The sequence below is a fragment of the Mesorhizobium sp. M0276 genome (assembly GCF_040321755.1).
In the GTDB taxonomy this organism is placed as follows: Bacteria; Pseudomonadota; Alphaproteobacteria; order Rhizobiales; family Rhizobiaceae; genus Mesorhizobium.
Genome location: NZ_JAMYSC010000020.1, coordinates 67,732 through 90,511 on the forward strand (window position 1 = coordinate 67,732; position 22,780 = coordinate 90,511).

General features: G+C 60.8%; 26 protein-coding genes, 1 tRNA gene and 3 pseudogenes. 18 read left to right on the forward strand and 12 right to left on the reverse strand.

The window, feature by feature from the left end; translation table 11 throughout:
• The first annotated feature begins 268 nt into the window (after nt 1-268).
• A tRNA-Val gene (locus NKJ01_RS17400) sits at nt 269-343 on the forward strand.
• 117 nt (nt 344-460) lie between these two features.
• Here the strand turns inward: NKJ01_RS17400 and NKJ01_RS17405 are convergent.
• The 4 genes from NKJ01_RS17405 to NKJ01_RS17420 all read right to left on the reverse strand — a co-directional run bounded on the left by NKJ01_RS17405 (nt 461) and on the right by NKJ01_RS17420 (nt 2,157).
• On the reverse strand, nt 461-1,021 hold the full coding sequence (locus NKJ01_RS17405; RefSeq protein ID WP_352729677.1) for a cupin domain-containing protein: 561 nt from the start codon (nt 1,019-1,021) through the stop codon (nt 461-463).
• Between the two features lie 346 nt (nt 1,022-1,367).
• Entirely contained in the window at nt 1,368-1,583 is a 216-nt protein-coding gene (locus NKJ01_RS17410) for a hypothetical protein (RefSeq protein WP_352729679.1), read from the reverse strand.
• An 8-nt stretch (nt 1,584-1,591) separates the two neighbouring features.
• Nucleotides 1,592-1,738 (reverse strand): hypothetical protein, encoded by a 147-nt coding sequence (locus tag NKJ01_RS17415; RefSeq protein ID WP_156938535.1) that lies wholly within the window; start codon nt 1,736-1,738, stop codon nt 1,592-1,594.
• Nucleotides 1,735-2,157: a hypothetical protein gene (locus tag NKJ01_RS17420; protein ID WP_023759156.1), complete on the reverse strand. Its 423-nt coding sequence runs from the start codon at nt 2,155-2,157 to the stop codon at nt 1,735-1,737. The genes NKJ01_RS17415 and NKJ01_RS17420 overlap by 4 nt, the downstream gene beginning before the upstream one ends.
• Before the next feature lie 90 nt (nt 2,158-2,247).
• Here NKJ01_RS17420 and NKJ01_RS17425 point away from each other — a divergent pair, with 90 nt between their 5' ends.
• Complete coding sequence (locus NKJ01_RS17425; protein ID WP_023759157.1) at nt 2,248-3,924, forward strand: winged helix-turn-helix domain-containing tetratricopeptide repeat protein; 1,677 nt, start codon at nt 2,248-2,250, stop codon at nt 3,922-3,924.
• 774 nt (nt 3,925-4,698) lie between these two features.
• Here NKJ01_RS17425 and NKJ01_RS17430 read toward each other — a convergent pair.
• Entirely contained in the window at nt 4,699-5,052 is a 354-nt protein-coding gene (locus NKJ01_RS17430; protein WP_023759161.1) for a hypothetical protein, read from the reverse strand.
• Nucleotides 5,053-5,964: 912 nt separating this feature from the next.
• Here NKJ01_RS17430 and NKJ01_RS17440 point away from each other — a divergent pair.
• Both NKJ01_RS17440 and NKJ01_RS17445 read left to right on the forward strand, forming a co-directional pair.
• Nucleotides 5,965-6,222: a PepSY domain-containing protein gene (locus NKJ01_RS17440; protein WP_023759162.1), complete on the forward strand. Its 258-nt coding sequence runs from the start codon at nt 5,965-5,967 to the stop codon at nt 6,220-6,222.
• 357 nt (nt 6,223-6,579) lie between these two features.
• Nucleotides 6,580-7,062, forward strand: a complete 483-nt coding sequence (locus NKJ01_RS17445) for a hypothetical protein (RefSeq protein ID WP_352729755.1) — start codon at nt 6,580-6,582, stop codon at nt 7,060-7,062.
• Between the two features lie 3 nt (nt 7,063-7,065).
• Here NKJ01_RS17445 and NKJ01_RS17450 read toward each other — a convergent pair whose 3' ends face one another.
• Entirely contained in the window at nt 7,066-8,943 is a 1,878-nt protein-coding gene (locus NKJ01_RS17450; RefSeq protein WP_352729682.1) for a L,D-transpeptidase family protein, read from the reverse strand.
• Between the two features lie 208 nt (nt 8,944-9,151).
• Nucleotides 9,152-9,331 (reverse strand): annotated as a pseudogene (locus NKJ01_RS17455) (SDR family oxidoreductase); the annotation flags it as partial.
• Between the two features lie 2 nt (nt 9,332-9,333).
• On the opposite strand from NKJ01_RS17455, the pseudogene NKJ01_RS17460 reads away from it, so the two are divergent.
• Nucleotides 9,334-9,492 (forward strand): annotated as a pseudogene (locus NKJ01_RS17460) (TetR/AcrR family transcriptional regulator); the annotation flags it as partial.
• Nucleotides 9,493-9,546: 54 nt separating this feature from the next.
• Nucleotides 9,547-9,942, forward strand: a complete 396-nt coding sequence (locus NKJ01_RS17465; protein WP_352605165.1) for a rhodanese-like domain-containing protein — start codon at nt 9,547-9,549, stop codon at nt 9,940-9,942.
• 13 nt (nt 9,943-9,955) lie between these two features.
• Here the strand turns inward: NKJ01_RS17465 and NKJ01_RS17470 are convergent, their stop codons facing one another.
• Nucleotides 9,956-10,864 (reverse strand): alpha/beta hydrolase, encoded by a 909-nt coding sequence (locus tag NKJ01_RS17470; RefSeq protein ID WP_352729684.1) that lies wholly within the window; start codon nt 10,862-10,864, stop codon nt 9,956-9,958.
• A 47-nt stretch (nt 10,865-10,911) separates the two neighbouring features.
• Here NKJ01_RS17470 and NKJ01_RS17475 point away from each other — a divergent pair, with 47 nt between their 5' ends.
• Complete coding sequence (locus tag NKJ01_RS17475) at nt 10,912-11,364, forward strand: MarR family winged helix-turn-helix transcriptional regulator (protein ID WP_023759169.1); 453 nt, start codon at nt 10,912-10,914, stop codon at nt 11,362-11,364.
• Between the two features lie 18 nt (nt 11,365-11,382).
• On the opposite strand, the gene NKJ01_RS17480 is transcribed toward NKJ01_RS17475, so the two are convergent.
• Both NKJ01_RS17480 and NKJ01_RS17485 read right to left on the reverse strand, forming a co-directional pair.
• Nucleotides 11,383-11,994 carry a pyridoxamine 5'-phosphate oxidase family protein gene (locus NKJ01_RS17480; protein ID WP_352729686.1) on the reverse strand — a complete coding sequence of 204 codons (612 nt, stop codon included), beginning with the start codon at nt 11,992-11,994 and terminating at the stop codon, nt 11,383-11,385.
• A gap of 126 nt (nt 11,995-12,120) precedes the next feature.
• A complete protein-coding gene (locus NKJ01_RS17485) occupies nt 12,121-12,474 on the reverse strand; it encodes a gamma-butyrobetaine hydroxylase family protein (RefSeq protein ID WP_352729688.1) in 354 nt (117 codons plus the stop codon).
• Nucleotides 12,475-12,672: 198 nt separating this feature from the next.
• Here NKJ01_RS17485 and moaA point away from each other — a divergent pair, with 198 nt between their 5' ends.
• The 11 genes and pseudogenes from moaA (at nt 12,673) to NKJ01_RS17540 (ending at nt 21,182) form a co-directional block, all read left to right on the forward strand.
• Entirely contained in the window at nt 12,673-13,668 is a 996-nt protein-coding gene (gene moaA, locus NKJ01_RS17490) for a GTP 3',8-cyclase MoaA (protein ID WP_352729690.1), read from the forward strand.
• Nucleotides 13,669-13,758: 90 nt separating this feature from the next.
• Nucleotides 13,759-14,199 carry a hypothetical protein gene (locus tag NKJ01_RS17495; protein ID WP_352729692.1) on the forward strand — a complete coding sequence of 147 codons (441 nt, stop codon included), beginning with the start codon at nt 13,759-13,761 and terminating at the stop codon, nt 14,197-14,199.
• 135 nt (nt 14,200-14,334) lie between these two features.
• Entirely contained in the window at nt 14,335-14,694 is a 360-nt protein-coding gene (locus NKJ01_RS17500) for a hypothetical protein (RefSeq protein ID WP_352605153.1), read from the forward strand.
• Nucleotides 14,695-14,815: 121 nt separating this feature from the next.
• Entirely contained in the window at nt 14,816-15,736 is a 921-nt protein-coding gene (locus NKJ01_RS17505; RefSeq protein ID WP_352729694.1) for a DMT family transporter, read from the forward strand.
• 56 nt (nt 15,737-15,792) lie between these two features.
• Nucleotides 15,793-16,410, forward strand: a pseudogene (mobA, locus tag NKJ01_RS17510) (molybdenum cofactor guanylyltransferase MobA); the annotation flags it as partial.
• Between the two features lie 9 nt (nt 16,411-16,419).
• Nucleotides 16,420-16,929, forward strand: coding sequence for a molybdopterin-guanine dinucleotide biosynthesis protein B (mobB, locus tag NKJ01_RS17515; RefSeq protein ID WP_352729757.1), 510 nt, complete (start codon nt 16,420-16,422; stop codon nt 16,927-16,929).
• Between the two features lie 157 nt (nt 16,930-17,086).
• On the forward strand, nt 17,087-17,872 hold the full coding sequence (locus NKJ01_RS17520; protein WP_352729696.1) for an ABC transporter substrate-binding protein: 786 nt from the start codon (nt 17,087-17,089) through the stop codon (nt 17,870-17,872).
• Between the two features lie 79 nt (nt 17,873-17,951).
• Nucleotides 17,952-18,671 carry an ABC transporter permease gene (locus NKJ01_RS17525; RefSeq protein ID WP_352729698.1) on the forward strand — a complete coding sequence of 240 codons (720 nt, stop codon included), beginning with the start codon at nt 17,952-17,954 and terminating at the stop codon, nt 18,669-18,671.
• Nucleotides 18,668-19,489 carry an ABC transporter permease gene (locus NKJ01_RS17530; RefSeq protein WP_352605147.1) on the forward strand — a complete coding sequence of 274 codons (822 nt, stop codon included), beginning with the start codon at nt 18,668-18,670 and terminating at the stop codon, nt 19,487-19,489. Before NKJ01_RS17525 ends, NKJ01_RS17530 begins: the two co-directional genes overlap by 4 nt.
• Nucleotides 19,490-19,601: 112 nt before the next feature.
• Complete coding sequence (locus NKJ01_RS17535; protein ID WP_352729700.1) at nt 19,602-20,471, forward strand: NAD(P)-dependent oxidoreductase; 870 nt, start codon at nt 19,602-19,604, stop codon at nt 20,469-20,471.
• Between the two features lie 9 nt (nt 20,472-20,480).
• Nucleotides 20,481-21,182, forward strand: a complete 702-nt coding sequence (locus NKJ01_RS17540) for a DNA alkylation repair protein (protein WP_352729702.1) — start codon at nt 20,481-20,483, stop codon at nt 21,180-21,182.
• 59 nt (nt 21,183-21,241) lie between these two features.
• Here the strand turns inward: NKJ01_RS17540 and NKJ01_RS17545 are convergent, their stop codons facing one another.
• Together NKJ01_RS17545 and NKJ01_RS17550 are read right to left on the reverse strand one after the other, a co-directional pair.
• Nucleotides 21,242-21,700, reverse strand: coding sequence for a hypothetical protein (locus NKJ01_RS17545; protein WP_352729704.1), 459 nt, complete (start codon nt 21,698-21,700; stop codon nt 21,242-21,244).
• Nucleotides 21,679-22,596: a DUF7986 domain-containing protein gene (locus tag NKJ01_RS17550; RefSeq protein WP_352729706.1), complete on the reverse strand. Its 918-nt coding sequence runs from the start codon at nt 22,594-22,596 to the stop codon at nt 21,679-21,681. Before NKJ01_RS17550 ends, NKJ01_RS17545 begins: the two co-directional genes overlap by 22 nt.
• Nucleotides 22,597-22,780 lie beyond the last annotated feature (184 nt).

A 22,780-nucleotide genomic window follows, 5' to 3' on the forward strand; every position in this document is an offset into this window, starting at 1 on the left:
CGGCGCTGATCTCTGCAAAATTGCCGACGTTTTGACCGCAAAGATGAAGAGCGCGCGGCAGCTTCCCTCCCCCTTGTGGGGAGGGTTAGGGCGGGGGTCCTTCTTCGCAAGAATCCATATGCGATCCCCTCGGGGAGGCGGCCGGCGTCTTGTCGAAAACAGGGTGGGCGGGGCAATATATCAATCCTTGCCGGAACACCGGACACCGCCTTGACTTCCCGCACCCGCCTCCCTTATATCGCGGCTCGCTTGGCCTTCGGGCACGAGCGGGCGATTAGCTCAGCGGGAGAGCACACCCTTCACACGGGTGGGGTCGCAGGTTCAATCCCTGCATCGCCCACCATTTTTCCTTACTGAAATTGCTGTCATCAAAAAGCGAGCCGTCCACACCGTCACCGCAAGGCTGTGCCCGCAAGGCCGTCGCTGAAGATGATCGGAGCGGCAACCACCTGCATCCGCCTCAATCCGTCGGGCCGACGATTGCCGCCACCTCTTCGTCGGACAATGGCGGCCCCAGTACATCGAGCCCAAGTTCCCGCGCAACGGCGCCGAGACCGTCATGGTCGTCGGTCGTGAGCTGGCGTTCCTCGACCATCGAAAAGAACCGTTCGAACCCCCCTGGCACCACGCTGATAGTGAGATGCACGACATCGGGCCCAAAGCCGCGCCAGGTATGCGGAATGGATTTCGGCAGTAGAACCGTGTCTCCGGCGGCCAAAGAGAAAGTCCGTTCTGGGGTCCACACCGCAATCCTGCCGTCCAGCACCTCAATGATTTCGTCTTCGCGATGATGCAGATGCTTGGCGGGACCGAACCCGGGCGGCGCCCGATAGTCGAAGATTGAATAAGTGCCTCCCGAGCCGCTGGCTCGGACGTGACAGCGCTCGCCGAACGGGCTGATCGAAACGTCAGCACATTGAACGGCGCGATCGAAACTCAATTCACCTGGAGTACTGATATACAACTGCATTGATGCCTCCATGGAATGTCCACCGGGACGGCAGAAGACGCGGTCGGCCAACAACAAAGCGTCGTCTTCCGAGCAGCAATTATGCATATCCATTGTGTAATCTGTGTGGATGCTCTTCGATTCCGGTTTTAGCGGCCTCCAATTTGCCATTGCGGCGCAATGCGTGAAGATTCCGACAGAAACGCAAGCGCTATCCCCGGAATTGTTCGGCGTGATGGAGGCACGGACCGGTGGGTTGCCAGGTTTTACACTGCCCGCTTTCCGCAATGGCTACGGCTGGCAATCCGGGATAAAGTAGATTGCCATCTCTATTTCTAAAATGTCACTGTTTGCAAAGCACCTGCGCAGTTTCGGACCACCAGTTGGGCAGCTGTTAATCGGCAGGCTGGATCGTCATTCATTCCCGCCAGGGAACAAACCAAGGCACCAGCGAGTTTCCTTCCGTCGCAACCTTTGAGGGAAAGCCATGTCCAGACTTCTGCCGGCGACCAGCGTCGCCGTTCTTCTTGCCGGCGGGCCGGCCTTTGCTGCCGCTCCGATCCTCGCACTGCTTCTGCATGGCGGCGGCGACCTCTCTTTGCTCCCTCTGTCGCATTGCTTCTTCAACCGTCAAATCTTTGCTCATAGGAACTGGCACACTTCGGAGCCGCTTCGGACCTTCATCTGCTCGAGTTCCCAGAACGAAACCTCGATGTGGTCATTGGCGCAGTAGACCGTGTTGCGCTCCGGTTCCAGCGCCCTGGCTTGCTTCACGGGACGGGACTTCATCGAGCCTCACCTGCCATTTGCCCGACAGGTCGCTGACTGCTTCGTACGTTTGCCACTGATGCGTAGTCGCAGTAATGGAAGGTGGCGAGATAGTCGGGGAGTCCGGGCATGAACTCCTGTTGATGGGTCCAAGCTCTGCACTCGGCCATGGAGGTCATGGATTTCACCTGGGGGAGCTTGATTAGCTCCCCCTGTTTGGTCAGAAAGATTGTGACAGCGATGGCGGTGAACATGGCCCGGTCATCCATCGACTTAAGGCTGGCGACACAATAACCGCCGGGGTTGGGACGGACGTCGCCTGAGTCAACCTCGTTGGCATGGTCGGGGCCACAGAATCTGGCGATGCGGGAATCCGCTTTTGCAGCCGTTTGCGCTGCCAGAAGAAAAGCGAGAGCGACGATGAGCTTGGTGCGATTCATGTCGTCCTCCGTTTCATCCGGTGCTGCCGGGGGATCGCTTGGAAGCGACGGCCGATTGGGCTATGCTAGGAAGCGCGCCAAGAGGGTGAAATGTCCCGAACGGCCCCTGAAATTGACCTGAAATCTGCTGAAACGGTCACGTTCCGCGGTTTTGTTTTTCTTGCGAACAGCAACGAACTCCGAACCATGGAAGGCAAAGCGGTCAATCTTCGCAGTCAGTCCGTCGAGGTGCTCTCCGTCCTCGCGGCGCGACCGGGCGAAATCGTGTCCAAGGATGCGATTATGCAGGCGGTTTGGCCCGATACCTTCGTGACCGAAGACAGCCTCACTCAATGCATTGCCGATATTCGCCGCGCATTGGCGGACGACGCGCACGTGATCGTGGAAACCGTCCCTCGAAGAGGCTACCGACTGAACGCCGATCCGTCGAACGCGGCGTACACAAACGCCGCAGCCGGCACGGAACGTGCCAAGACGCGATTCTCGCAACGCGGCTTCATTCTTGCTGCACTCGTTCTCGTCGCGGCAGCGATCGGCGCCTACTACGGCGCGGAAGCATGGCAAGCCGCTCCCGTTCGTTCGAGCGACATGCCCAGGATTGCGATCCTTCCCTTCGACGACATGAGTGCCGGTGCGGACAAGGGATATCTCAGCGATGCCGTTGCCGAGGGGATCATCACCGAGCTGGCGCGGAGCAAGACTTATGCCGTCATCGCCCGGAACTCGAGCTTCAGGTACCGCGGCCAGCCGGTTGACATTAGACAGATCGGCGATGAACTCAGCGTCGATTACGTGCTCGAAGGCAGCCAGCAGAAGATCGGAGACCGGCTGAAAGTGTCCGCCCAGTTGCTGAATGCGCATGACGGATCACATGTCTGGGCCAACTCCTACAACCGGGAGATTGGCGATCTTTTCGTCGTCCAGGAGGAAATCATCCGCACGCTTGCGGATCGGGTCGGAGTAAGGATCGAGCGACCCTTGCCACAGAGCGATGCCGCGCAGGTCAGCGCGCTCCGCTATTACCTGATAGGGAGGGCCAAGATCGGAGAGGATATCTCAGCCGAGGGGACCGAGCTGTTAAGGCAGTTCAGCCTCAAGGCGATGGAAGCGGATCCGAACTCCCAGTTCGGCTATATCGGGCTGGCCTGGTCCTATCGCAATGACGCGGTATTCGGGTGGCACGCGCAGGAACACAACCGGGACGAGGCGTTGAAACTCGCTGCCGAATACGCCGACAAGGCCATCCTGCTCGCTCCTGATAACGCTGGAGCGCATGAGGTCCGCGCCGAAATCCATACCGAAGCCGGAGAGGTCGAGCAGGCCCTTGCCCAGTACAATCAGGCGATCGCCTTGAACCCCAGCGACTCGCATATCCTCGTCATGAGTACGAACGTGCTGCTGTATGTTGGCCGCGCCGACGAAGCGATCGATCGGATCGAGCAGGCCAAGGGCATCGATCCCTTCCACCCTGACTGGTTCCACTGGCAGATGGGCTGGGCGCTCTGGGAAAAGAATGATTGCGGGGCGGCGCTGGCGGCGATGCGGAAAATGTCCAGAATCCCGAGCGGCGCACAGCGCATGCTTGCGGGGATCCACGCTTGTCTAGGAAACAAGCGAGAGGCAAAGGAAGCGCTTGCGGTGTTCCTCCAGAACACTCCCAGTGAATCCATCAGTAAAGAACGCAGGGAGTGGGACAAGATTTGGACCGCACCCGGAAGCCTCGACCGCTGGATCAAGCAGATGCGGTTCGCGGGGTTGCCGGAGTGAACGGCTGTCCGTTTGCGGCCCGGCAGAAGTCCGATTGGCCGCATAGAACCGTTGAAGCCTTTGTGTTGCGGCGGTGGTCGCCCTCAAAGCAGGATCATCGTTCGAAAGGAAATGGTGGGTGCGGAAAGTCGGCAATGGGGCCGACCTGCGCCATGGTGCGCTCGCACCCCAACTTCTGGAACGGGCCCGACGGCTGCCGTTCATCGGCGATGCCTCGAACTTCCGCAGATGGCGCTAGTTGCTCGTTCGGATCGACGAGACGAATGGCTACACTCCAGCCGAACCGGGCTCTTCTGCCATTGGCGACCGCATGCTGATTGAGTTTTGACCCTAGCGGGTGCCCTTGCATCGCCCACCATCGATTTTCCTGAATGCCGCACTCCAAACCAGCGTCAGAAGCTACACCCCGCCCCTTCCCCACCAAAATTCTTCTGGGCGAAATTCAAGGCGCTGCTGTAGCTCGTGTAGCTCTGGAACTGACAGACGTCGGAGCCGCGCCGCACCTTCATCTGTTCGAGATCCCAGAACGAAACCTCGATGTGGTCGTTGGCGCAATAGACCGTGTAGCGTAGCGTTCAGGGTTCCAGCGCCCTGGCTGCACGGGACGGGGCTTCATCGAACAGTCGGCTCACCTGCCATTTGCCCGACAGGTCGCTGACTGCTTCGTACGTTAGCCACTGATGCGTAGTCGCAGTAATGGAAGGTGGCCGGAGAGTTCGCGCACGAACTCCTGTCGATGGGTCCAAGCTCTGCACTGCGCCGGTCGAGCCGCGATCAGTGCTTCATCGAGTGCAGGATGGCCTGCATGTGCTCTTCCAGGTCGAGTTCACCCCGTGCCTCAATGGTCAACAGGTAATCGGCCTTGGCCCGGCGATCGCCTCGGCTGATCGCAGGATAGGAGCAGATGGCCAGCAATGATTCCTGTTCAATTCGGTCTGCCGTCTTGCGTTCGTGGCTGCTACTGCCCGCTTGATGAACAACCCTGTGAAGCCCGACATAGGTGGCTTCATGGGCTCCGATCAGCGCCCGCAATTCGGGTGAGGCACCTTCCCCTTCAGCAAACGTCGGTTCAACGACCGAGGCCACGGCGGTGAACGCAAGAAGTGTACGGCGGGTGACTTCGGGCATGCCTCATATCCCTGCTGTCTGATCATGCAGGCACACCATAGCACCGGCGCAACAGTTCGGAGAGATGCTCTGGGACGCGACCACACTGTCTGCTGACAAAAAGTCTTCGCTCCCGCAGCTCGCCATCCTGGGGCTGGCCGGTTGAGGGCCCTGAAAACCGAAAAGCGCGTAGCGCGTGGGGGCCGGCAAGCGACCCGCACCCCAGCGGCATGTGTGGCCTTAAGTCGCAATAACTGGCTTCCCAAAGCAGGACGTCGGGCTTCATTGACGCCGCGACCAACACCATATGGTGATCCACAGCCCTCCAAAACGAGAGAAGCTCGCCCTGACGCGGTCGCACTGCGGCCGTCAGCCGAAAATGGCTATGAACTAGGAACCTGAAAAACCATGCCTGAAAATATCAGACCAACTTCGAGAGACGTCCCCCTCATTCAGCTAGGCGTCTATCAGTGCCGCTTCCCGGTGAGCGAAGACGCGTCAGTACCCGGCGGTTATCGTTTTTGTGCCGGGCCAACTTCGCAGGATCGCGTCTATTGCAATCACCACCACGGCATCGTGACCGCCGTCGACCCTCGTCGAACCCGTTCAGGTCTCCACCCCGCTCAACGACGCGCCGCGTAAGTCAAGCGGGCGGCGGCGCCTCGAACAGGTAGCAAGGGCTCAGCGTGATGCGCTCCACATCAGTTGGGACATCGTCGGGGGCAACGAAATGACGCGTGCGCATATAGCCCCCCAATGAACCGCCAACATCCTATGGCCACGAACTGTGAAGTGGCGCATCGTAGTTTTTTGGCGCATGGCTTTTTTCTTCCGGTTAACTGCAAATCAGCGGACTAGATGGTCATGCATTCCGGCAGCGGAACAAACCGGCACGCCAGCGAGTTTCTGTGCGAGGAAAATTGAGGGAAAGCCATGTCCAGATTACTTCTGATGACAAGCGTCGCCGTTCTTCTTGCCGGCGGGCCGGCCTTTGCCGCGGACGATACGCCGCTGCCGCCACCCAATGCCAAGAAACTGTCGGAGATTCTCGCCAAGGTCGAAAAGCGCGACGGCTTTCTCTATGTGAAGGAGGTCGACTGGGACAGCGGCGCCTACACCGTCACCTACTACACGGCGGATAAGGCGAAGGTCGAGATCAACTATGATCCCGTGACGGCCGAGCCGAAGTAACGGCTGTCGTCGAAGGCCGTTCGGACGCGAATTCATTGGCCGTTCCCATCGGCCTTTCCATGCTGGCGCAGCCCCTCACCTGCCTGCCGGCATCCTCTCCCCGTATAGTGACGGGGAGAGGGACGCTCGCAGACGATTTCGCCAATCACCAACGTTGCAACGATGGTACGGGCATTGCGGCCAGCCCCTTTCTCCCCGCACTAAATGTCTGGCAGGACAATGAGGGGCGGCGCCGGCTTCGACAATTGACATCCACCACGAGTTGGAAACGGTTGCTGGCCTGAGGCGATTGCCCTGCCCTTGCGCCAGATCGTCTTTGATGGCTGACTATGGCGGTTGACTGAGCCGCATTGGGGGATGGGCATGGCGACGGCGAAGCACGTGATGAAGCGCATATTGATGATGCTGGCCGGCTATCTCGTGGCGGTGCTGGTGGGCTTGATCTCAATCGCGGCGATCTATGCCGTGCTCAGTTCCTTGCCCAACTCGCCGAACTATTTCGACGTCATGGGCGTCTCGCCGATTGCGGTTCTGGTGGTGCCGCCGCTCGGCATGTTCGTTTATTTCCTGACGATTGTGGTGACCGCGCTACAGACGCTGATCTTCGCGCTGATCGCCGAGTTCTTCTCGTTGCGCAATGTCCTGCTGCACATGGTTTTCGGCGCCGGTGCCGCGGTCGCCGGCTTCGCCCTGATCTGGCCAAGCGTACCGGAGGACATGGATCCGCAACGCTGGGTCGACATCGGCATCATCGCCGCCGCAGGCCTCGTCGCCGGGCTGCTCTATTGGCTGATCGCCGGGCGGGACGCCGGCTTCCGGCGACCGCTGCTGGAGCACTAAAAATCAGCTCGACGGCGAGCGTACCGCCTCGGTGGCGTCCAGGGCCTGCTTCAGCCGCGAGTCGCGGTCGTAGACGTCGTCGAAATATTCGACCTTGCCGGACAGGTCAGGCCATGCGGTGAAATAGGCGACATAGACCGGGATATTGCGTGTCACATTCTCGGTCGCGTGGCCGTGCTTCAACTTCTCGGCGATATAGTCCACCGACGTGCCGAGCACTGCCGCCGCCATGCCACGCGGGTCCTGCAACCGCACGCAGCCATGGCTGAGCGCGCGCATGTCACGCTCGAAGAAGGATTTCTGCGGCGTGTCGTGCATGTAGATGGCGTGCTTGTTGGGGAACAGGATCTTCAGTTCGCCCAGCGCATTGGCCTCGCTCGGCTGCTGGCGCACGCTGTAGGGGATGTTCGCGCCATAGGCGCCCCAGTCGACCGCCGACGAAGGAATACGATTGCCCTGCGAATCCGTCACTTCGTAGCCGGCCCGGTCGAGATAGCCGGGATCGTTGCGCAACCTGGGCAGCATTTCGTTGACGATGATCGACTGCGGCACGCCCCAATAAGGATGGAAGTCGACCTGCTTGATCTGGTCGTAGAAGAAGGCGGTCTGGTTGGTGGTCCGGCCGACGACCACGCGCGTCTTCAGCTTTTCCTCCCCGTTGTCGATATAGCTCGCCGTGAAGGCCGGCTGGTTGATGAAGACACGCGGGCTGCCGAGATCGGAAGGCAGCCAGCGCAGTTCCTCCAGTGCCACTTCCACCTTCAGCAGCTTGTCGGCCTTGGATGTCCCCGCGAGCGACGCAACGGTGCGCGGGCCGATGACGCCATCGCCCTTCATGCCGGCCTTTTGCTGCACGGCCTTGATGATCGGAATGAGTTCCGGGTCATAGACTTCGCTGGTGGCCAGTCGGGACAGGATCTCGCCATAGGCGCCGCCCGTCTCGTCATCGAGATTGCGCGCGATCAAAGTCAGCAGCTTCGGCAATTCGGGGCTGGTTTCGCCCGGCTTCAGCAACAGCTTGGGGTCGACGACGATGTCGTTTTCAGCACTTGCCTGCAGGGATTCCAGTTCGACGCGCAGCGCCTGGTATTCCGCATTCTGCGGATGCCGCGATTCGAGATAGGTGCGCACTTCCTGGGTATGCGCCAGCGTTTTCAGCACGCCTTGCAAGTCGAGCGGCTTGGCCGGGAAATCATAGTAGCCGGTCATGCGGTTGGGCTCGACGCGGCCGTTCTGGGCGTCATGAGCATAGCGAAGCACGCGCGCCGACAGCGTCATCTCGAAACGGACGAGTTCTTTCAATTGGGCATTGGGGTCGGTCGTCGACGTAGCTACGGCGGGCACTTCGACCGTATAGTCGGCCGGCGTGAGGCCGTAGCTTGAAGCTTCGCCAAGCACCCGAACAGCATCCTGTGCTCGGCTGTTGAGGCTGGTCCCTGTTACCCAGATGAAATCCGGATTGGCCGAGTAATAGGCGATCAGCGCCTTGGCGATATCGGGCTCGGCATAAAGTTCGTAATCATTCAAGCTGGCAACGGCATCGCGAAACGCAGCGACGGTCACTGACGGCACGAAAGCCGCATCCTGCGGCACCGCCGGCTCTGGCTTCGCCGCCAGCGCCGAGAAGTCGACGCGGACCAGCCGATCGGCCTTGTAGGTGTAATAGGACGGGCCGCTGATTCTCACGCTGCCACCGCCGCCCGGCACTTTCGGCTTGTTCTTCGGCGGCGGCGGAAACTCGCCTTGCGGCGCGTGCTTGACGCCGCCGCCGAAAAGCATGTCGAACAGCCCCTGCGCGCCTGCTTGCGGGATACCGAAAGCGAGCGTTGCCGTGATCGCCATCAGCGGCACCGCAGCTGCCTTGTTTCCGAGGAATTTCATGGATCACCCGCTTCCGGCCGCAACCGGTTCCCGTTCCGCACGTAGATCGTCTCGCTCACCGCATGGCGGATGTAAGGCGCGACTATGCTGATTCATACCGATTTCGTTAAGCTTTCATAAATTTTGGAACGTCTGTTGCAGAACGGTTTCACAACGTCGTGACGGCTGGAGCGGGGTGTTTGCGTCCAGCCGGGAAATCCATTGCAGATCAGGCGTTGGCGCCGCCATCGATGGTCAGCGCGGCGCCGGTGACGAATCGGCCTTCCGGGCCCGCCAGCCAGGCAACCATGCCGGCGATGTCCTCGGCCCTGCCGAATCGCGGCGTCGCCATCTTCTGGCGCTGGTGCTCGGCATGCGGACCATCGGCCGGGTTCATGTCGGTGTCGGTCGGCGGATTTCGACTGCGGCGTCGCCGCGACTTTCTTCGCCACGGTTCAGCACGGCATGTCGATCCAGGCCCGCGACGGCGCCTCGCACGATGCCTTGCTGGCAACGGTGGCCGGGGCCATGGCGGCCTGGAAGACAATGGCGGCAACCGATGCGGCGTGACAAACGGCGGCTGGTGTGCTCGAAATTCGCCAGCGAGCCGGGAGGTATGAAGGCGTGAAGAAAGGTTATCGCGAACTGCTGGACGAGGCGAACGCCGAGATCGAGGTGGTTTCGCCCGAGGAAGCAGCCGGGCTGCTCGACGATGAAGACACCATCTTCGTCGATCTGCGCGATCCGCGCGAAGTGGAGCGCGACGGCCGGATTCCCGGCGCCAAACATGTCACGCGCGGCATGCTGGAATTCTGGATCGACCCCGAAAGCCCCTACCACAAGCCGTTCTTCGCCTCGGGAAAGAGCTTCGTCTTCTTCTGCGCAGGCGGCTGGCGCTCGGCGCTGGCCACCAAGACGGCGCAGGACATGGGGCTTGCGCCGGTAAAGCATATCCTTGGCGGCTACACCGCCTGGAAGGCGGCCGGACTGCCGGTCGAACCCGGCGAGAAGAAGAAATAATTTCGATCGCCGGTCAATGCAGCAGCGACGGCTCGCGATGCGCCACGAAGCCGACCGCGCTTTCGATCACACCCTTGTCCGCAAGAATGCGGCGATGGCCGAGCCCGTCTGCCCAGTAGAGCCGCACATGACCGCCGGCGCCGGCATAGCGCCTTGCGTGATCGGCCGAAACCTCACGGTCGTCCGGTGCGTGGATGACCAGGGTCGGGACCGGCGCCTGGGCGAGCTGACGGTCGCCGGTGAATTCGTGCAACGGCCGACCGGAAAGATGTTGGACACGATCCGCCATTGCGGCTTGCGAGCGCGGACCGACATTGAGCATGCGGCTGAAGTCGGCGAAGATCGCCGGCAGGGAACTTGGCGCCGCGATCAGCACCAGACGTCCGGCCGCCAGCGGCGGGATGTTCTTGACCGAACCGGCGACGGCATTGGCGGCGACGGCACCGCCGAAGGAGTGACCGACCGCTGCCACGAACGGGCCGAACCACTCACCGGCAACCCGCACCGCATCAACGGCATTGACCATGTTCAGCCGCCTGCCCTGCGACTGGCCGTGGCCCGGCAGATCAATGGAAACCACCCTGTAACCGGCGGCGCGATAGCCTTCGATCAACGCGCGCATATATTCGGTGCGCGAGCGCCAGCCATGCACGACAAGCACCGTGCCAACGGCTGCCCCGCCCGGCTCCGGCCGGAACTCGTGCACCATGACGCAGCGGGTCGCGGTCTTGAGCCGGTGATGGCGCGCCTCGGTCATGAACTCGGCAGCGCGATCGACTGCGCGCCGTTCGCCGTCGCTGAGCGCCTTGACGTTCGGTGTGCGGCAGAACAATTCGAACGCCGCGCGCCCGGTCAGGCGCGGCGCGACACGCTCGGCCGCACCAAACACGCCCCGGATGACCTTCAGCCCGAATGATGCCATAGTGAGAATCCATCCATACGTTCAAGCATGAACATAATAGTTCAAAGATGAACAATAAACAAGAGCTACCTTGGGACAACCCGCGCTTTCGCAACTGGGTCGCGGTAGCGCGCGCCTGCCATGTGCTTGAGCGCACGCTGGCGGTGAAGCTGGGGCCGCTCGACCTGAAGCCGGCTCAGCTCGATGTGCTGATGAACCTCTACCGCCATCCCGGCATGTCGCAGCACGACCTTGCCCGCAAGCTGCTCGTCGGTCGCTCCAACATCACCATGCTTCTGCCGCAGCTGGAGGCGCGTGGCCTGCTGCGCCGCGAAGGCGACGACAAGGACAAGCGCATCCTGCGGCTCGCGCTCACCGAGGCCGGCGAGGCGCTGCTGATGCAGGCGCTGAAAGTGCACATGGCGCTGATCGAGAAGGCGATGAGCCAGTCGACGCCGGAACAATGCGACATGATCGGCGAGCAGATGCGCAAGATCTATGAGGTGCTGAAGGAGGCGTGACCGCCCCTCAGCCCAAACTTACCACATCGTCTTCTTCGCCCGCTCCGGCCATTCCTTGTCGTAGGTGTCGCCATCGATGTTCTTGCGGCTGGTGATTTCCAGGATCTGTCCGGGCGTCGGCAACGACTTCGGGTCGACATGCCTCGCCGGATTCCAGAGTTCGGAGCGGACGATGGCGCGGGCGCATTGGAAGTAGACCGAATCGATGTCGACAACGGTTACCGATCGCGCCGCCTTGCCTTCAACCGCGAACGACGCGCACAGCGTTGTATCCGTGGTGATATGAGCGCGACCATTGACGCGCAGCGTCGTGCCGGAGCCCGGCACCAGGAACAGCAGGCCGACTCGCGGATCGCGGATGATGTTTCGAAGCGAATCGGCGCGGTTGTTGCCGCGACGGTCCGGCATCATCAGGGTTTTCGGATCGTGGATGCGCACGAAGCCGGCGAGATCGCCGCGCGGCGAGCAGTCAAGCCCCTCCGGCCCGCTGGTCGCCAATGCGACAAACGGTGAGGACTCGATGAAAGCGGCGTATTCTGGAATGACACGGTCGAGTTCCTTGACCAGGGAGGCCTCGCCAGGAACGCCATAGAGCGCCTCGATCTGCTCGACTGTGGTGATGACGGACATCTTTTTCGTCTCCAAACCTTCGCCGGCGCTACTCCATTTCGATGACGCTTTGACGACAACGACAGGAGCACGATTCCGAACAGTGTGGGCGGTTTTCGGACGACATCTTGCTCGATCTCTTCGCCTCTAGCGGTCCCGGCTCAAGCCCTTTTCCGCAAGCTCTGCCAGATAGGCGTCCCAGCGTGCATCCTTCTCGTGGCCGAGCGTGTGCAGGTAGTTCCAGGTAAAGATACCGGTGTCGTGGAAATCGTCGAAGGTGATGCGCACGGCGTAGTTGCCGACCGGCTCGATCTTGAGGATCTTGACATTGCGCTTGCCGGGAACCGTCACACGCTGTTCGGGCGAGTGGCCCTGCACCTCGGCCGATGGCGAGGCGACGCGCAACAACTCCGCCGGCAGTTCGAACGGCCTATGATCGGGAAAGGTGACGGACAGCACTTTGCGGTCCTTCGAAACCCGGAGTTCTTTCGGTGCGGTCATGCTGTTCGATCCGTATTATCCATCCTTCCCTACGCCGCTTCGTCAAACGGGAAAAGGCTGTTTGATGCCGACCGACATGCTATGTCGGCGCAGGGATGTTGCGAAAGATCAACAACCGCTATCTTGAATGACAGGCTGGATCGTATCACATAGCGGTATATAACGATGCCGCTCACGGCCACGGGAAGCGCTCGAAGCATGGACATGATCGACCCATTCGGTCGCACGATCAGCTATCTCAGGGTGTCGGTTACCGACCGCTGCGATTTCCGCTGCACCTATTGCATGGCCGAGGACATGGCCTTCCTGCCGAAGAAGGACCTGCTGTCGCTGGAAGAACTCGACCGGCTGTGCAGCGTCTTCATCGAAAAGGGCGTCAGGAGATTGCGGCTCACTGGCGGTGAGCCGCTGGTGCGCAAGAACATCATGCATCTGGTGCGCCAGTTGTCGCGGCATCTCGAAAGCGGCGCGCTGGAAGAACTGACGCTGACCACCAATGGCTCGCAACTTTCGCGCTTTGCCGCCGAACTCGCTGATTGCGGCGTCAAGCGCATCAATGTGTCGCTGGACACACTCGACGCCGACAAGTTCCACAAGATCACCCGCTGGGGCCACCTCGACAAGGTCATGCAAGGCATCGATGCCGCGCAGGCGGCCGGGCTGAAGGTCAAGCTCAACGCGGTGGCGCTGAAGGATTTCAACGACGCCGAGTTGCCCGAGATGATGCGCTGGGCGCATGGCCGTGGCATGGATTTGACGGTCATCGAGACCATGCCGATGGGCGAGATCGACGCCGACCGCACCGATCAGTATTTACCGCTGTCGCTGCTGCGCGCGTCGCTGGAACGCCAGTTCACGCTGACCGACATTCCCTTCAAGACCGGCGGGCCGGCTCGTTACGTCCATGTCGCCGAAACCGGCGGACGCCTCGGCTTCATCACGCCGATGACGCATAATTTCTGCGAGAGTTGCAACCGCGTCCGGCTGACCTGCACCGGCACGCTCTATATGTGCCTCGGCCAGGAGGACGCCGCCGACCTGCGCGCGCCCTTGCGGGCCTCCGAAGGCAACGAACTGGTCGCCGAGGCCATCGACGAAGCGATCGGCCGCAAGCCGAAAGGCCATGATTTCATCATCGACCGCCGCACCAGCCGCCCATCGGTGTCACGCCATATGAGCGTCACCGGCGGCTGATCTTTTCGTGAAATTCAGGCAAGATCGCTTCCGAGGTCATTTGCTTCGAGGCGCGACATGCAACGGCGTTATTTATTCCCGGCGTTTGTCATGGCAGGTGCGGCGACCAGTGCGGTCGCCGCACCGTCCACCTATGTGAACGAGCGCTTCGGCACCGTCTGCACCTTTCCCGGTGAGATTTTCACCGATCGCCAGCCCGAGCCGGACAATGGCGACGGACAGGTATGGCTGAGCACGGATGGCGCCAGCCTGATCTGCTCGGGCATCCGCAACATCGACGATGAAACGCCGAAGGGTTTTGTGGCTGCCGAGAAGGCCAGCGATGAAGCCGGCTACAAGGTCACCTACAGCAAGTCCGGCAAGGACTGGGCGGTGCTGTCTGGGATGAAGGACGGAAAGATCTTTTACGAGCGGCGCCTGTTCGGCAGGGATGGCATCATCCGCACGGTCTGGATCGACTACCCGCCGGCCCTCAAGTCGAAATACGACCCGCTGGTGGGTGCCATCGCCGGCAGTCTCAAGGGGCCATGAGCGTTTCGTGACCGTGAGCATTTCGGCCACACCGCGAACAAATCTTTACCCGCGAATGCTCTGCTGATTTACCGATGGTCCGTTCCGGCCTAGCCTTCCGCTTGGGACGGTTTCATCCAACAGGGGGAATAGACCATGGGCAAACTCCTTCTCTCTCTTGCATTGCTTGGCCTCGCTTCCGTGCCAGCGGCCGCCCAGTCGATCGGCGGCACCTATACGGTCGCCGGCACCAACTTCGACGGCTCGGCCTATGGCGGCGAGGCAACCATCGCGCTGACCAGCGGAACGACCTGCACGATCCACTGGGAGACGGGCGGCTCGTCTTCCGACGGCATCTGCATGCGCAACGATGACGCCTTCTCCGCCGGCTATGTCATGGACAAGGATATCGGCCTTGTCGTCTACAAGGTGATGGACGACGGCTCCCTGCACGGCCTGTGGACGATCGCCGGCAAGGAAGGCAATGGCACCGAGGTGCTGACGCCGAAGAAGTAAGTTCTGCCGCCATTGCAGGCGATCTCCAGGGCCACAAACGAGGCTGTGGCCCAGCCCTTTGTTATTGCTGTTTCATGCCCGGCTGTTACAGGCTTGCTGCAAAACAGAACCGGTAGTCGTCTTGCCCCTGTCTCCAAATCTTCGCGGCGCGTTGTTCATGGTGGTGGCGATGGCCGGCTTCACCCTCAACGACGCCATCACCAAATACTCGTCGCAATCGATGAACATGGCGCAAGTCATGTTGATCCGCGGTGCGTTCGCTTCGCTCTTCGTCGGCTTGCTCGCCTGGCAGCGCGGCGCGCTTGCCCGCCCCGGGTCGATGCTGCAGCCGCTGGTGGCCATGCGCGTGATCAGCGAAGCCGGCGCAACGGTGAGTTTTCTCGTCGCCCTCGCCCATTTGCCGATCGCCAATGTTTCGGCGGTGCTACAGGCGCTGCCGCTGGCGGTGACGATGAGCGCGGCACTCGTCTTCGGCGAGGCTGTCGGCTGGCGGCGCTGGCTGGCCATCGCCATCGGATTTGGTGGCGTGCTGATCATCGTGCGGCCTGGCTTCGAAGGCTTCAGCATCTACTCACTGTCGGCACTGGCCAGCGTCGCTTGTTGTACGGTACGCGATCTCAGCACCAAGCGGATTCCCAAGGCTATTCCCACCCTGCTGGTGTCGACCGCGACCGCGCTTGCCATGACTGTCGTCGGCGGGGCGCTGTTGTCGCCGATGGGGGGCTGGACACCGATGACGGGCAACAGCACCGCCCTGTTGGCCCTGGCTGCCGTGCTGGTGCTCATCGGTTACCAGTTCATCATCATGGCGATGCGCTCGGGCGACATCTCCTTCATCGCGCCGTTCCGCTATACGGCCCTGATCTGGTCGATCCTGCTCGGCCTGTTCATCTTCGCCGATATTCCAGATCTGCCGATGATCGTCGGCGCCACCATCATCATCGGCTCCGGCCTCTATGCGCTTTACCGCGAACGAGTGGTCGGCAAGCGAAAGATCGTCGCCGAAAGCACCGGACCGGCCATGGTTCCCGACGGAATCTAGCCAAGCCATTTGAAGGTTCTTGTGATTTTCGGCGGCAGGCGTACAGGCTCGATGGCATGAAGCGAGATGTTGCGGGGATCATTCTGGCCGGCGGCCAGTCGAGACGGATGGGCGGTGGCGACAAGAGCCTGTTGCCGCTTGGCAGCGGCCGCGTGCTCGACCAGGTCATCTCGCGCTTTGGCCCGCAGATCGGCCCCCTCGCGCTTAGCGCCAACGGCGATCCGGCGCGGTTCTCGCGCTTTGGGCTGCCGGTGCTTGCCGACACGGTGACCGGCTTTGCCGGGCCGCTTGCCGGTATTCTGACTGGCCTCGAATGGACCGCGGCCAACACGGCTTGCAAGGCGATCGTTACCGCTGCCGGCGACACGCCCTTCCTGCCGCTGGATCTTGTCGAGCGACTGGCGGCCGCCACCGATCAAAGTCCAGCTTCGATTGCCGTCGCTTGCTCGGGCGGCAAGCGGCACCCCACCTTCGCGCTCTGGCCGACGGACTGTCGCGACGCCCTGCGGCATTTTCTGGTCGATGAAGATATCAGGCGGGTTTCGGCTTTCATCGACCGGCACGGCTTCGTCGAGGTGGAATTCCCGCTTCTTCAATCGGCGGGCCACCCGGTCGACCCTTTCTTCAACATCAACCAGCCTGATGATCTTGTCGCTGCCGAAGGTCTGTTGCAGCATGAAATCATGAACAGACGCGTCTTCGGCATCACCGGTTGGAAAAACTCCGGCAAGACGACATTGACCGAAAAGCTGGTCACCGAACTTGTTCGGCGCGGCTGGAAAGTGTCGACGGTGAAACACGCGCACCACGATTTCGACATCGACAAGCCGGGTGCCGACAGCTACCGCCATAGGCAGGCGGGCGCCACGGAAGTCGCGATCGTGTCGGGAACCCGCTGGGCGCTGATGCACGAACTGCGCGGTGAGGATGAGCCGACGCTGGAGGTAATTCTATCACGGCTCGCGCCTTGCGACCTGGTGCTGGTCGAGGGTTACAAGCGCGAGGCCCACCGCAAGATCGAAGCCCGCCGGCTGGACGCGAAAGACCGCACGCCGCTTTCGGCAAGTGATCCCAACATCGTCGCCGTCGCCGCCGATTTTGCGGCTGAAGGCGGTCCCCTGCCGGTGTTCGATCTCGACGATGCAAAGTCGATAGCCGACTTCATCGAGCGCACCACTGGGCTCGTTGCTTGAGCGCTGACGCAGCGGCAGAATAGCCTTCCCCGTTTTTGCGGTTTTGCAGTTGCTTTTTTCTTGGAAAGAGTGGGAGTATCGCGCCAGCGGGCGGCCAAAAGCACCGCCCCACAGAGCCGTTTGGAACGACGGCCGGGACCATAAAGAGAGGATTATCATGCGTATTGCACTGCGTATCGCGCTCGCCGCTTCGGCCGCGCTGTTGACGCTCGGCGTAGCCCAGGCCCAGGAAAAGACCCTGAGGATCGGCACCGAAGGCGCCTACCCGCCATTCAACAACCTCACCGCCGATGGCCAGCTCGTCGGCTTCGACATCGACATCGCCAAGGCGCTTTGTGACGAGATGAAGGTCAAATGCACCTTCGTCGCCCAGGATTGGGACGGCATCATTCCCGCTCTTCAGGCCGGCAAATTCGACGCCATCGTCGCTTCGATGTCGATCACGCCGGAGCGGTTGGAGAAGGTCGACTTCTCGCACAAATACTACAACACGCCGTCGGCGCTCGCCGTGCCGAAGGACAGCACGCTGAAGGGCGTGACCAAGGAAGATCTCGCCGGCAAGACCGTCGGCGTGGCCACCACCACCACGCATTTCAACTATGCCTCGAAGACCTACACCGACAGCACCGTCAAGGGCTATCCGAGCAGCCCCGAGGAGCAGGCAGATCTTGCCAATGGTCGTCTCGACGCAATCGAGGACGATATCGTCGTGCTGCAGCAGTGGCTGGATTCGCCCGATGGCGCATGCTGCAAGATCCTCGGCCAGCCGTCGCCGCAACCAGTCGAGATCTTCGGGCCAGGCGCCGGCATTGCCGTGCGCAAGGGCGAGACCGACCTGGTCAACAAGCTCAACGCGGCCATCGACGCCATCCGCGCCAATGGAAAATACAAGGAAATCAACGACAAGTACTTTAAGTTCGACGTCTACGGCGCCGAGTCCTGATAAACTAGGTGAAGACGGCGGGGAACTTCTTCGCCGTCTTTCTATTCGTTCGGGAACGCCGTGGAGATAAGACCTGTCGATGCCATCCCAGAGCATATGGACACTTCTCAGTTGGGGACCCGATGGCTGGCTTGACGATATCGCCTATGGCGCACTGATCACCGTTGCGCTTGCCCTTGCCACGTTGCCAATCGGATTGACGATCGGCTTTTTCATTGCTCTTGCCAAGCAGTCCGAAGAACCATCGCTGCGCCTTGCCGCCAACATCTACACCACGGTCTTTCGCGGCCTGCCGGAACTGGTGACGCTTTTCCTGTTCTTCTTCGGCATGCCGATCCTGCTGCAGCATCTCGTCAGGTATTTCCGGCCGGACGCCACCATCGACGTCAACAGCTTCGTCGCCGGCATGATCGTGCTCGCGCTGATCTTCTCGTCCTATGCCAGCGAGGTTTTCCTCTCGGCCTTCCGCGCCATACCGAAGGGCCAATATGAGGGCGGCTACGCCATCGGGCTTTCCAACTGGCTGACCATGCGCAAGGTGATCGTGCCGCAGTTGCTGCGCATCGCGTTTCCCGGACTGGAGAACTGCTGGCTAAGCCTACTCAAGGACACGTCCCTGGTATCGGTCGTCGGCTTGGCCGAGACGCTGCGCAATGCCAGCATTGCCGCCCGCGTCACCAAGCACGCTTTCCTGTTCTTCGGCGTGGCCTCGCTGGTGTTTCTCGGCCTCGCCGTCGTGTCGTCCTTTGCCACCGGTGCAATTTTGCGTTCGCTTGGCCGGCGGGAGGCGCAGCGATGAGCGCTACAGCCGCCATGGTCGAACGGCCGCCGCCCCAGGCGCGGGGTTGGCCGCGCAGGCGTATCGCCGGTTATGCGCTGGTCTGCCTGTGGATCCTATTCGGCGCTGGCATCGTCAGCTATCTGGTCATTGCCTGGAATGCCGATTTCTTCGCCAAATATGCGCCCGCCTATTTGCGAGGGCTTGGGGTAACGCTCGCGCTGGTTTCCATATCGATGGTGCTCGGCGCAATGCTTTCGGTGCCTGTCGCCTATGGGCGCATGTCCAGCAACCGGATTCTGTCCGGCCTCGCCTATTGCTATGTCTATTTCTTCCGTGGCACGCCGCTGCTGGTTCAGACCTATCTGGTCTATTATGGATTAGGCTCGTTCAGGGTCGAACTGCAGTCGGTTGGCCTCTGGGATTTTTTCAAGGACGCGTTCAATTGCGGCGTCTTTGCCTTTTCGCTCAACACTGCCGCCTACCAGGCCGAGATTCTACGCGGCGCCATCGAGAGCGTGCCTCGTGGGCAATGGGAAGGGGCAGCATCGCTCGGCCTGCACAAACTGCAGACATTGCGCAAGATCATCCTGCCCCAAGCCTTGATCGTCGCCTTGCGGCCCTATGGCAATGAACTGATCCTGATGGTCAAGGCGTCCGCCATCGTCGCTATCATCACGGTCTATGATCTGATGGGCAATGCAAAGCTCGCCTTCGCCAACTCGTTCGACATTCAGGCCTATATCTGGGTCGCTCTCGTCTATCTGGTGATGGTCGAGATCTTGCGCCATGGCGTTGAATGGATCGAGCGCCGGATCACCGTTCACCTGAAACGCTGACCATTTTCAAACTGGCTGCACCAGTCGATCTGGTCACACGCGTCTTGACGAATTGGGCGCAGGGCCTAGAGCTTTCGCAGCAAATTCCGTTTCCATTCTGAAGGGTAAGCTCATGGCATCCGTTGCATTTCTCGGTCTTGGCGTGATGGGCTATCCAATGGCCGGGCACTTGAGGAACAAGGGTGGGCACGACGTCACCGTCTACAACCGCACCAAGGCCAAGGCCGAGCATTGGGTAGGCCAGCACGGCGGCAGCCTTGCGGCGACGCCGGCGCAGGCCGCCGAGGGCAAGGATTTTGTCTTTTCCTGCGTCGGAAACGACGACGATTTGCGTTCGGTGACGACGGGTCCCGAAGGCGCCTTCAAATCGATGAAGAAGGGTTCGGTCTTCATCGACAACACCACGGCCTCGGCCGAGGTCGCACGCGAACTGGCGGCGGCGGCGCAAGCACGCGGCTTTTCGTTCCTCGACGCGCCGGTCTCCGGTGGCCAGGCCGGCGCCGAGAATGGCCTCCTGACCGTCATGGTCGGTGGCGAGCAGGACGCTTTCGACAGAGCCAGGCCCGTCATAGATGCCTTTGCCCGCATGGTTGGCTTGATGGGGTCGGCCGGTGCTGGCCAGCTCACCAAGATGATCAACCAGATCGCCATCGCCGGTCTCGTGCAGGGGCTGGCCGAAGGCATCCATTTCGGTAAGAAGGCCGGGCTCGATATCGAGAAGGTGATCGAGGTCATCTCCAAGGGTGCGGCTGGTTCCTGGCAGATGGAGAACCGGCATAAGACGATGAATGCCGGCAAGTATGATTTCGGCTTCGCCGTCGATTGGATGCGTAAGGACCTTGGCATCTGCCTGGCGGAAGCCGACCGCAACGGTGCCAAATTGCCGGTGACCGCGCTTGTCGATCAGTTCTACAAGGATGTGCAGGCAATGGGCGGCAAGCGCTGGGACACGTCCTCGCTGCTGGCGCGGCTGGAAAAATAGGTTTCTGCGATGGCGGAACTCTCGCCTCAATCCAGTGCCGCGGAAATTGTCGACCATCTGCGCGCCATTGGCTCGCAGGAGAACCGCCTCGGCATGTTGCGCTACGGCATCAGGATCGACCGCGCCCTTGGCATAACGCATGGCGTACAGCGGCAGATCGCCAGGAAGATCAAACGCAACCACGAGCGCGCCTTCGAGCTGTGGGAGACGGGTATCGTGGAGGCGCAGTTCATCGCTTCCGTCACGGCTGATCCGAAACGGTTTTCTGCTGGAGATGCAAGAAGATGGGCGGCCAGTTTCGACTCATGGGACATCGTCGATGGCGTCTCGGATCTCTTTGTCGATACGGACGCCTGGAAGGAACTGATCGGCGAGTTCGCGGCCGACGAACGGGAATTCGTTCGGCGCACGGCCTTTGCGATGATGGCATGGTCTGCCGTTCACCGGAAGAAAGAACCAGAGACAAGCTTCCTCGCCTTCCTGCCGATCATCGAAGCGCATGCCACCGACAGCCGCAATTTCGTGAAGAAAGCCGTGAACTGGGCGCTTCGATCGATCGGCAAACGATCGATGGCTATGCACGGCGCCGCGCTTGCCGTCGCCGAACGACTGGCGCAGTCGACCGATAGGACCGCGCGCTGGATCGGCAAGGACGCTGTCAACGAACTTTCCAATGCCAAGACGTTCGAGCGGATCGCCAAGAAAGGCTGACGCGTGACGCGATCAGTTCGCGCCGATGGTGCATCGATGGATGAGCATATGGCAGCGCACTATTGACGCAGGTCCCGAAGGCCGAGCTCTTTCCAAATCCATTCAAAACTATAGGTAGCCATCGGATTGACAGGGTCTGGTTGTTTGGCTGTCTGGTTTTCGAGATACTTCAGCCAATCGGCGACCTTTCGGCGGCCGGCCGGGGTTTTGGCGGCCTGACGCGGTGTTTTGTTCCCCAACATTGCGACGGGCTGATCAAGAGTTTCCAGATAATGCCGATCCAAGAACTCGTGAACGCCCTGTTCGGCGATTTCTGGTGGCGCACTCGATGACGGCGTTTCGACATGCTTGCCAGATCGTTCGGCCAACATCTGCTCGACAGTGCGGATTTCAGTGAGGGGGGTCCGCGCTAGATCGCCGAGGGCTTGGCGAACCAAGGCCGTCCCTCTTGCAGCTCGCTCTGCGGAGTTGGTGGACAGATGGAGGAAGCGCCCCTTCAGTTCGGCATTGCCCAGCACACACGAACCGCTATCCGCCGTGATGTCGATTGTAGGTGCCTTCGCCGCTTTTGGCTTGTCTCTGCCTTGTGGTGTCTCTTCCAGCCAGTTCCAGAAGTTCGCGTTTTCTTGTGACATCCCCGAATGGTGTTCAATCGAGAAGCAATCTCTTCCGGCGCCACGCCCGATGCCAAGGGAAAGCGGACATCATGGAATACGATGTCATCGCCATCGCTATTTCGTAGCGTCGGCCTCTCCATCATCCTATTGAGGGTGTCAAACAACCATGACAGTGTGAACATGGATGCCGCCGCCTGCAGCTCTTCATTCCTCAACGCGGGCAGCTTCTTTGCATTTCTTTTCCCGAACGCGCCGCGCAGTCCGTCGAACAATGCTTCCGTAGCCTGCGGCGTGAACGGCAAGACACCGCCCGCAAGGACGTTTTTGCCCATGACAGGCACGACCCGTGCAGCGATCTTATCCCACTGTTTCAACATCTTCGTGGCGGTGCCCTCGCTAACGTTGATAGGTTCACCTCCGCGGATAAGGTCACGCGCCACAAGAGATTGTCCAGGCACGACGTTGCTTACTTCATACAGGCTCATGACGGACGTCCGTAACGCCATCATATAAGCCTTGGATTGCGCATTTTCCTTCCAGCCTCGACGCTTGACATAGTCATCGACGATGTTGCCGGGTTCACCCTCGAAGTCCAGGCTCAGAAAGTCCTCGAAGGCGCAGCCCCAAACGGTCATTGCCCAAACCTCGCCGAGGATTTCGGTGAGGTCTTCGAAATCCATGTCGTAGGCTTCGAGAACTGGGCCGAAATGGTCGTCGAGCACCTCTTCGAAACATTCGCGCCATTGCTCACGGGTAAGGAATTTCATCAGCCCCTTGAGATCATCGCTGGCTGGCATGGTACTTCTCCATGTTCTGGCGAGGTCGGTGGACACGGACGCGCACGGTTTGCATCCTATGGCCGATCTATTTTCTGCTCCGCAGTCGCGACCGGGCAAGCCATTTTCGGCTCTTTCCCAAGCAATTTATTCGTGTCCCGTTTCCCGCGAGGTCGCTGGCAAGGCCCCGATAGCGCTACCCCAC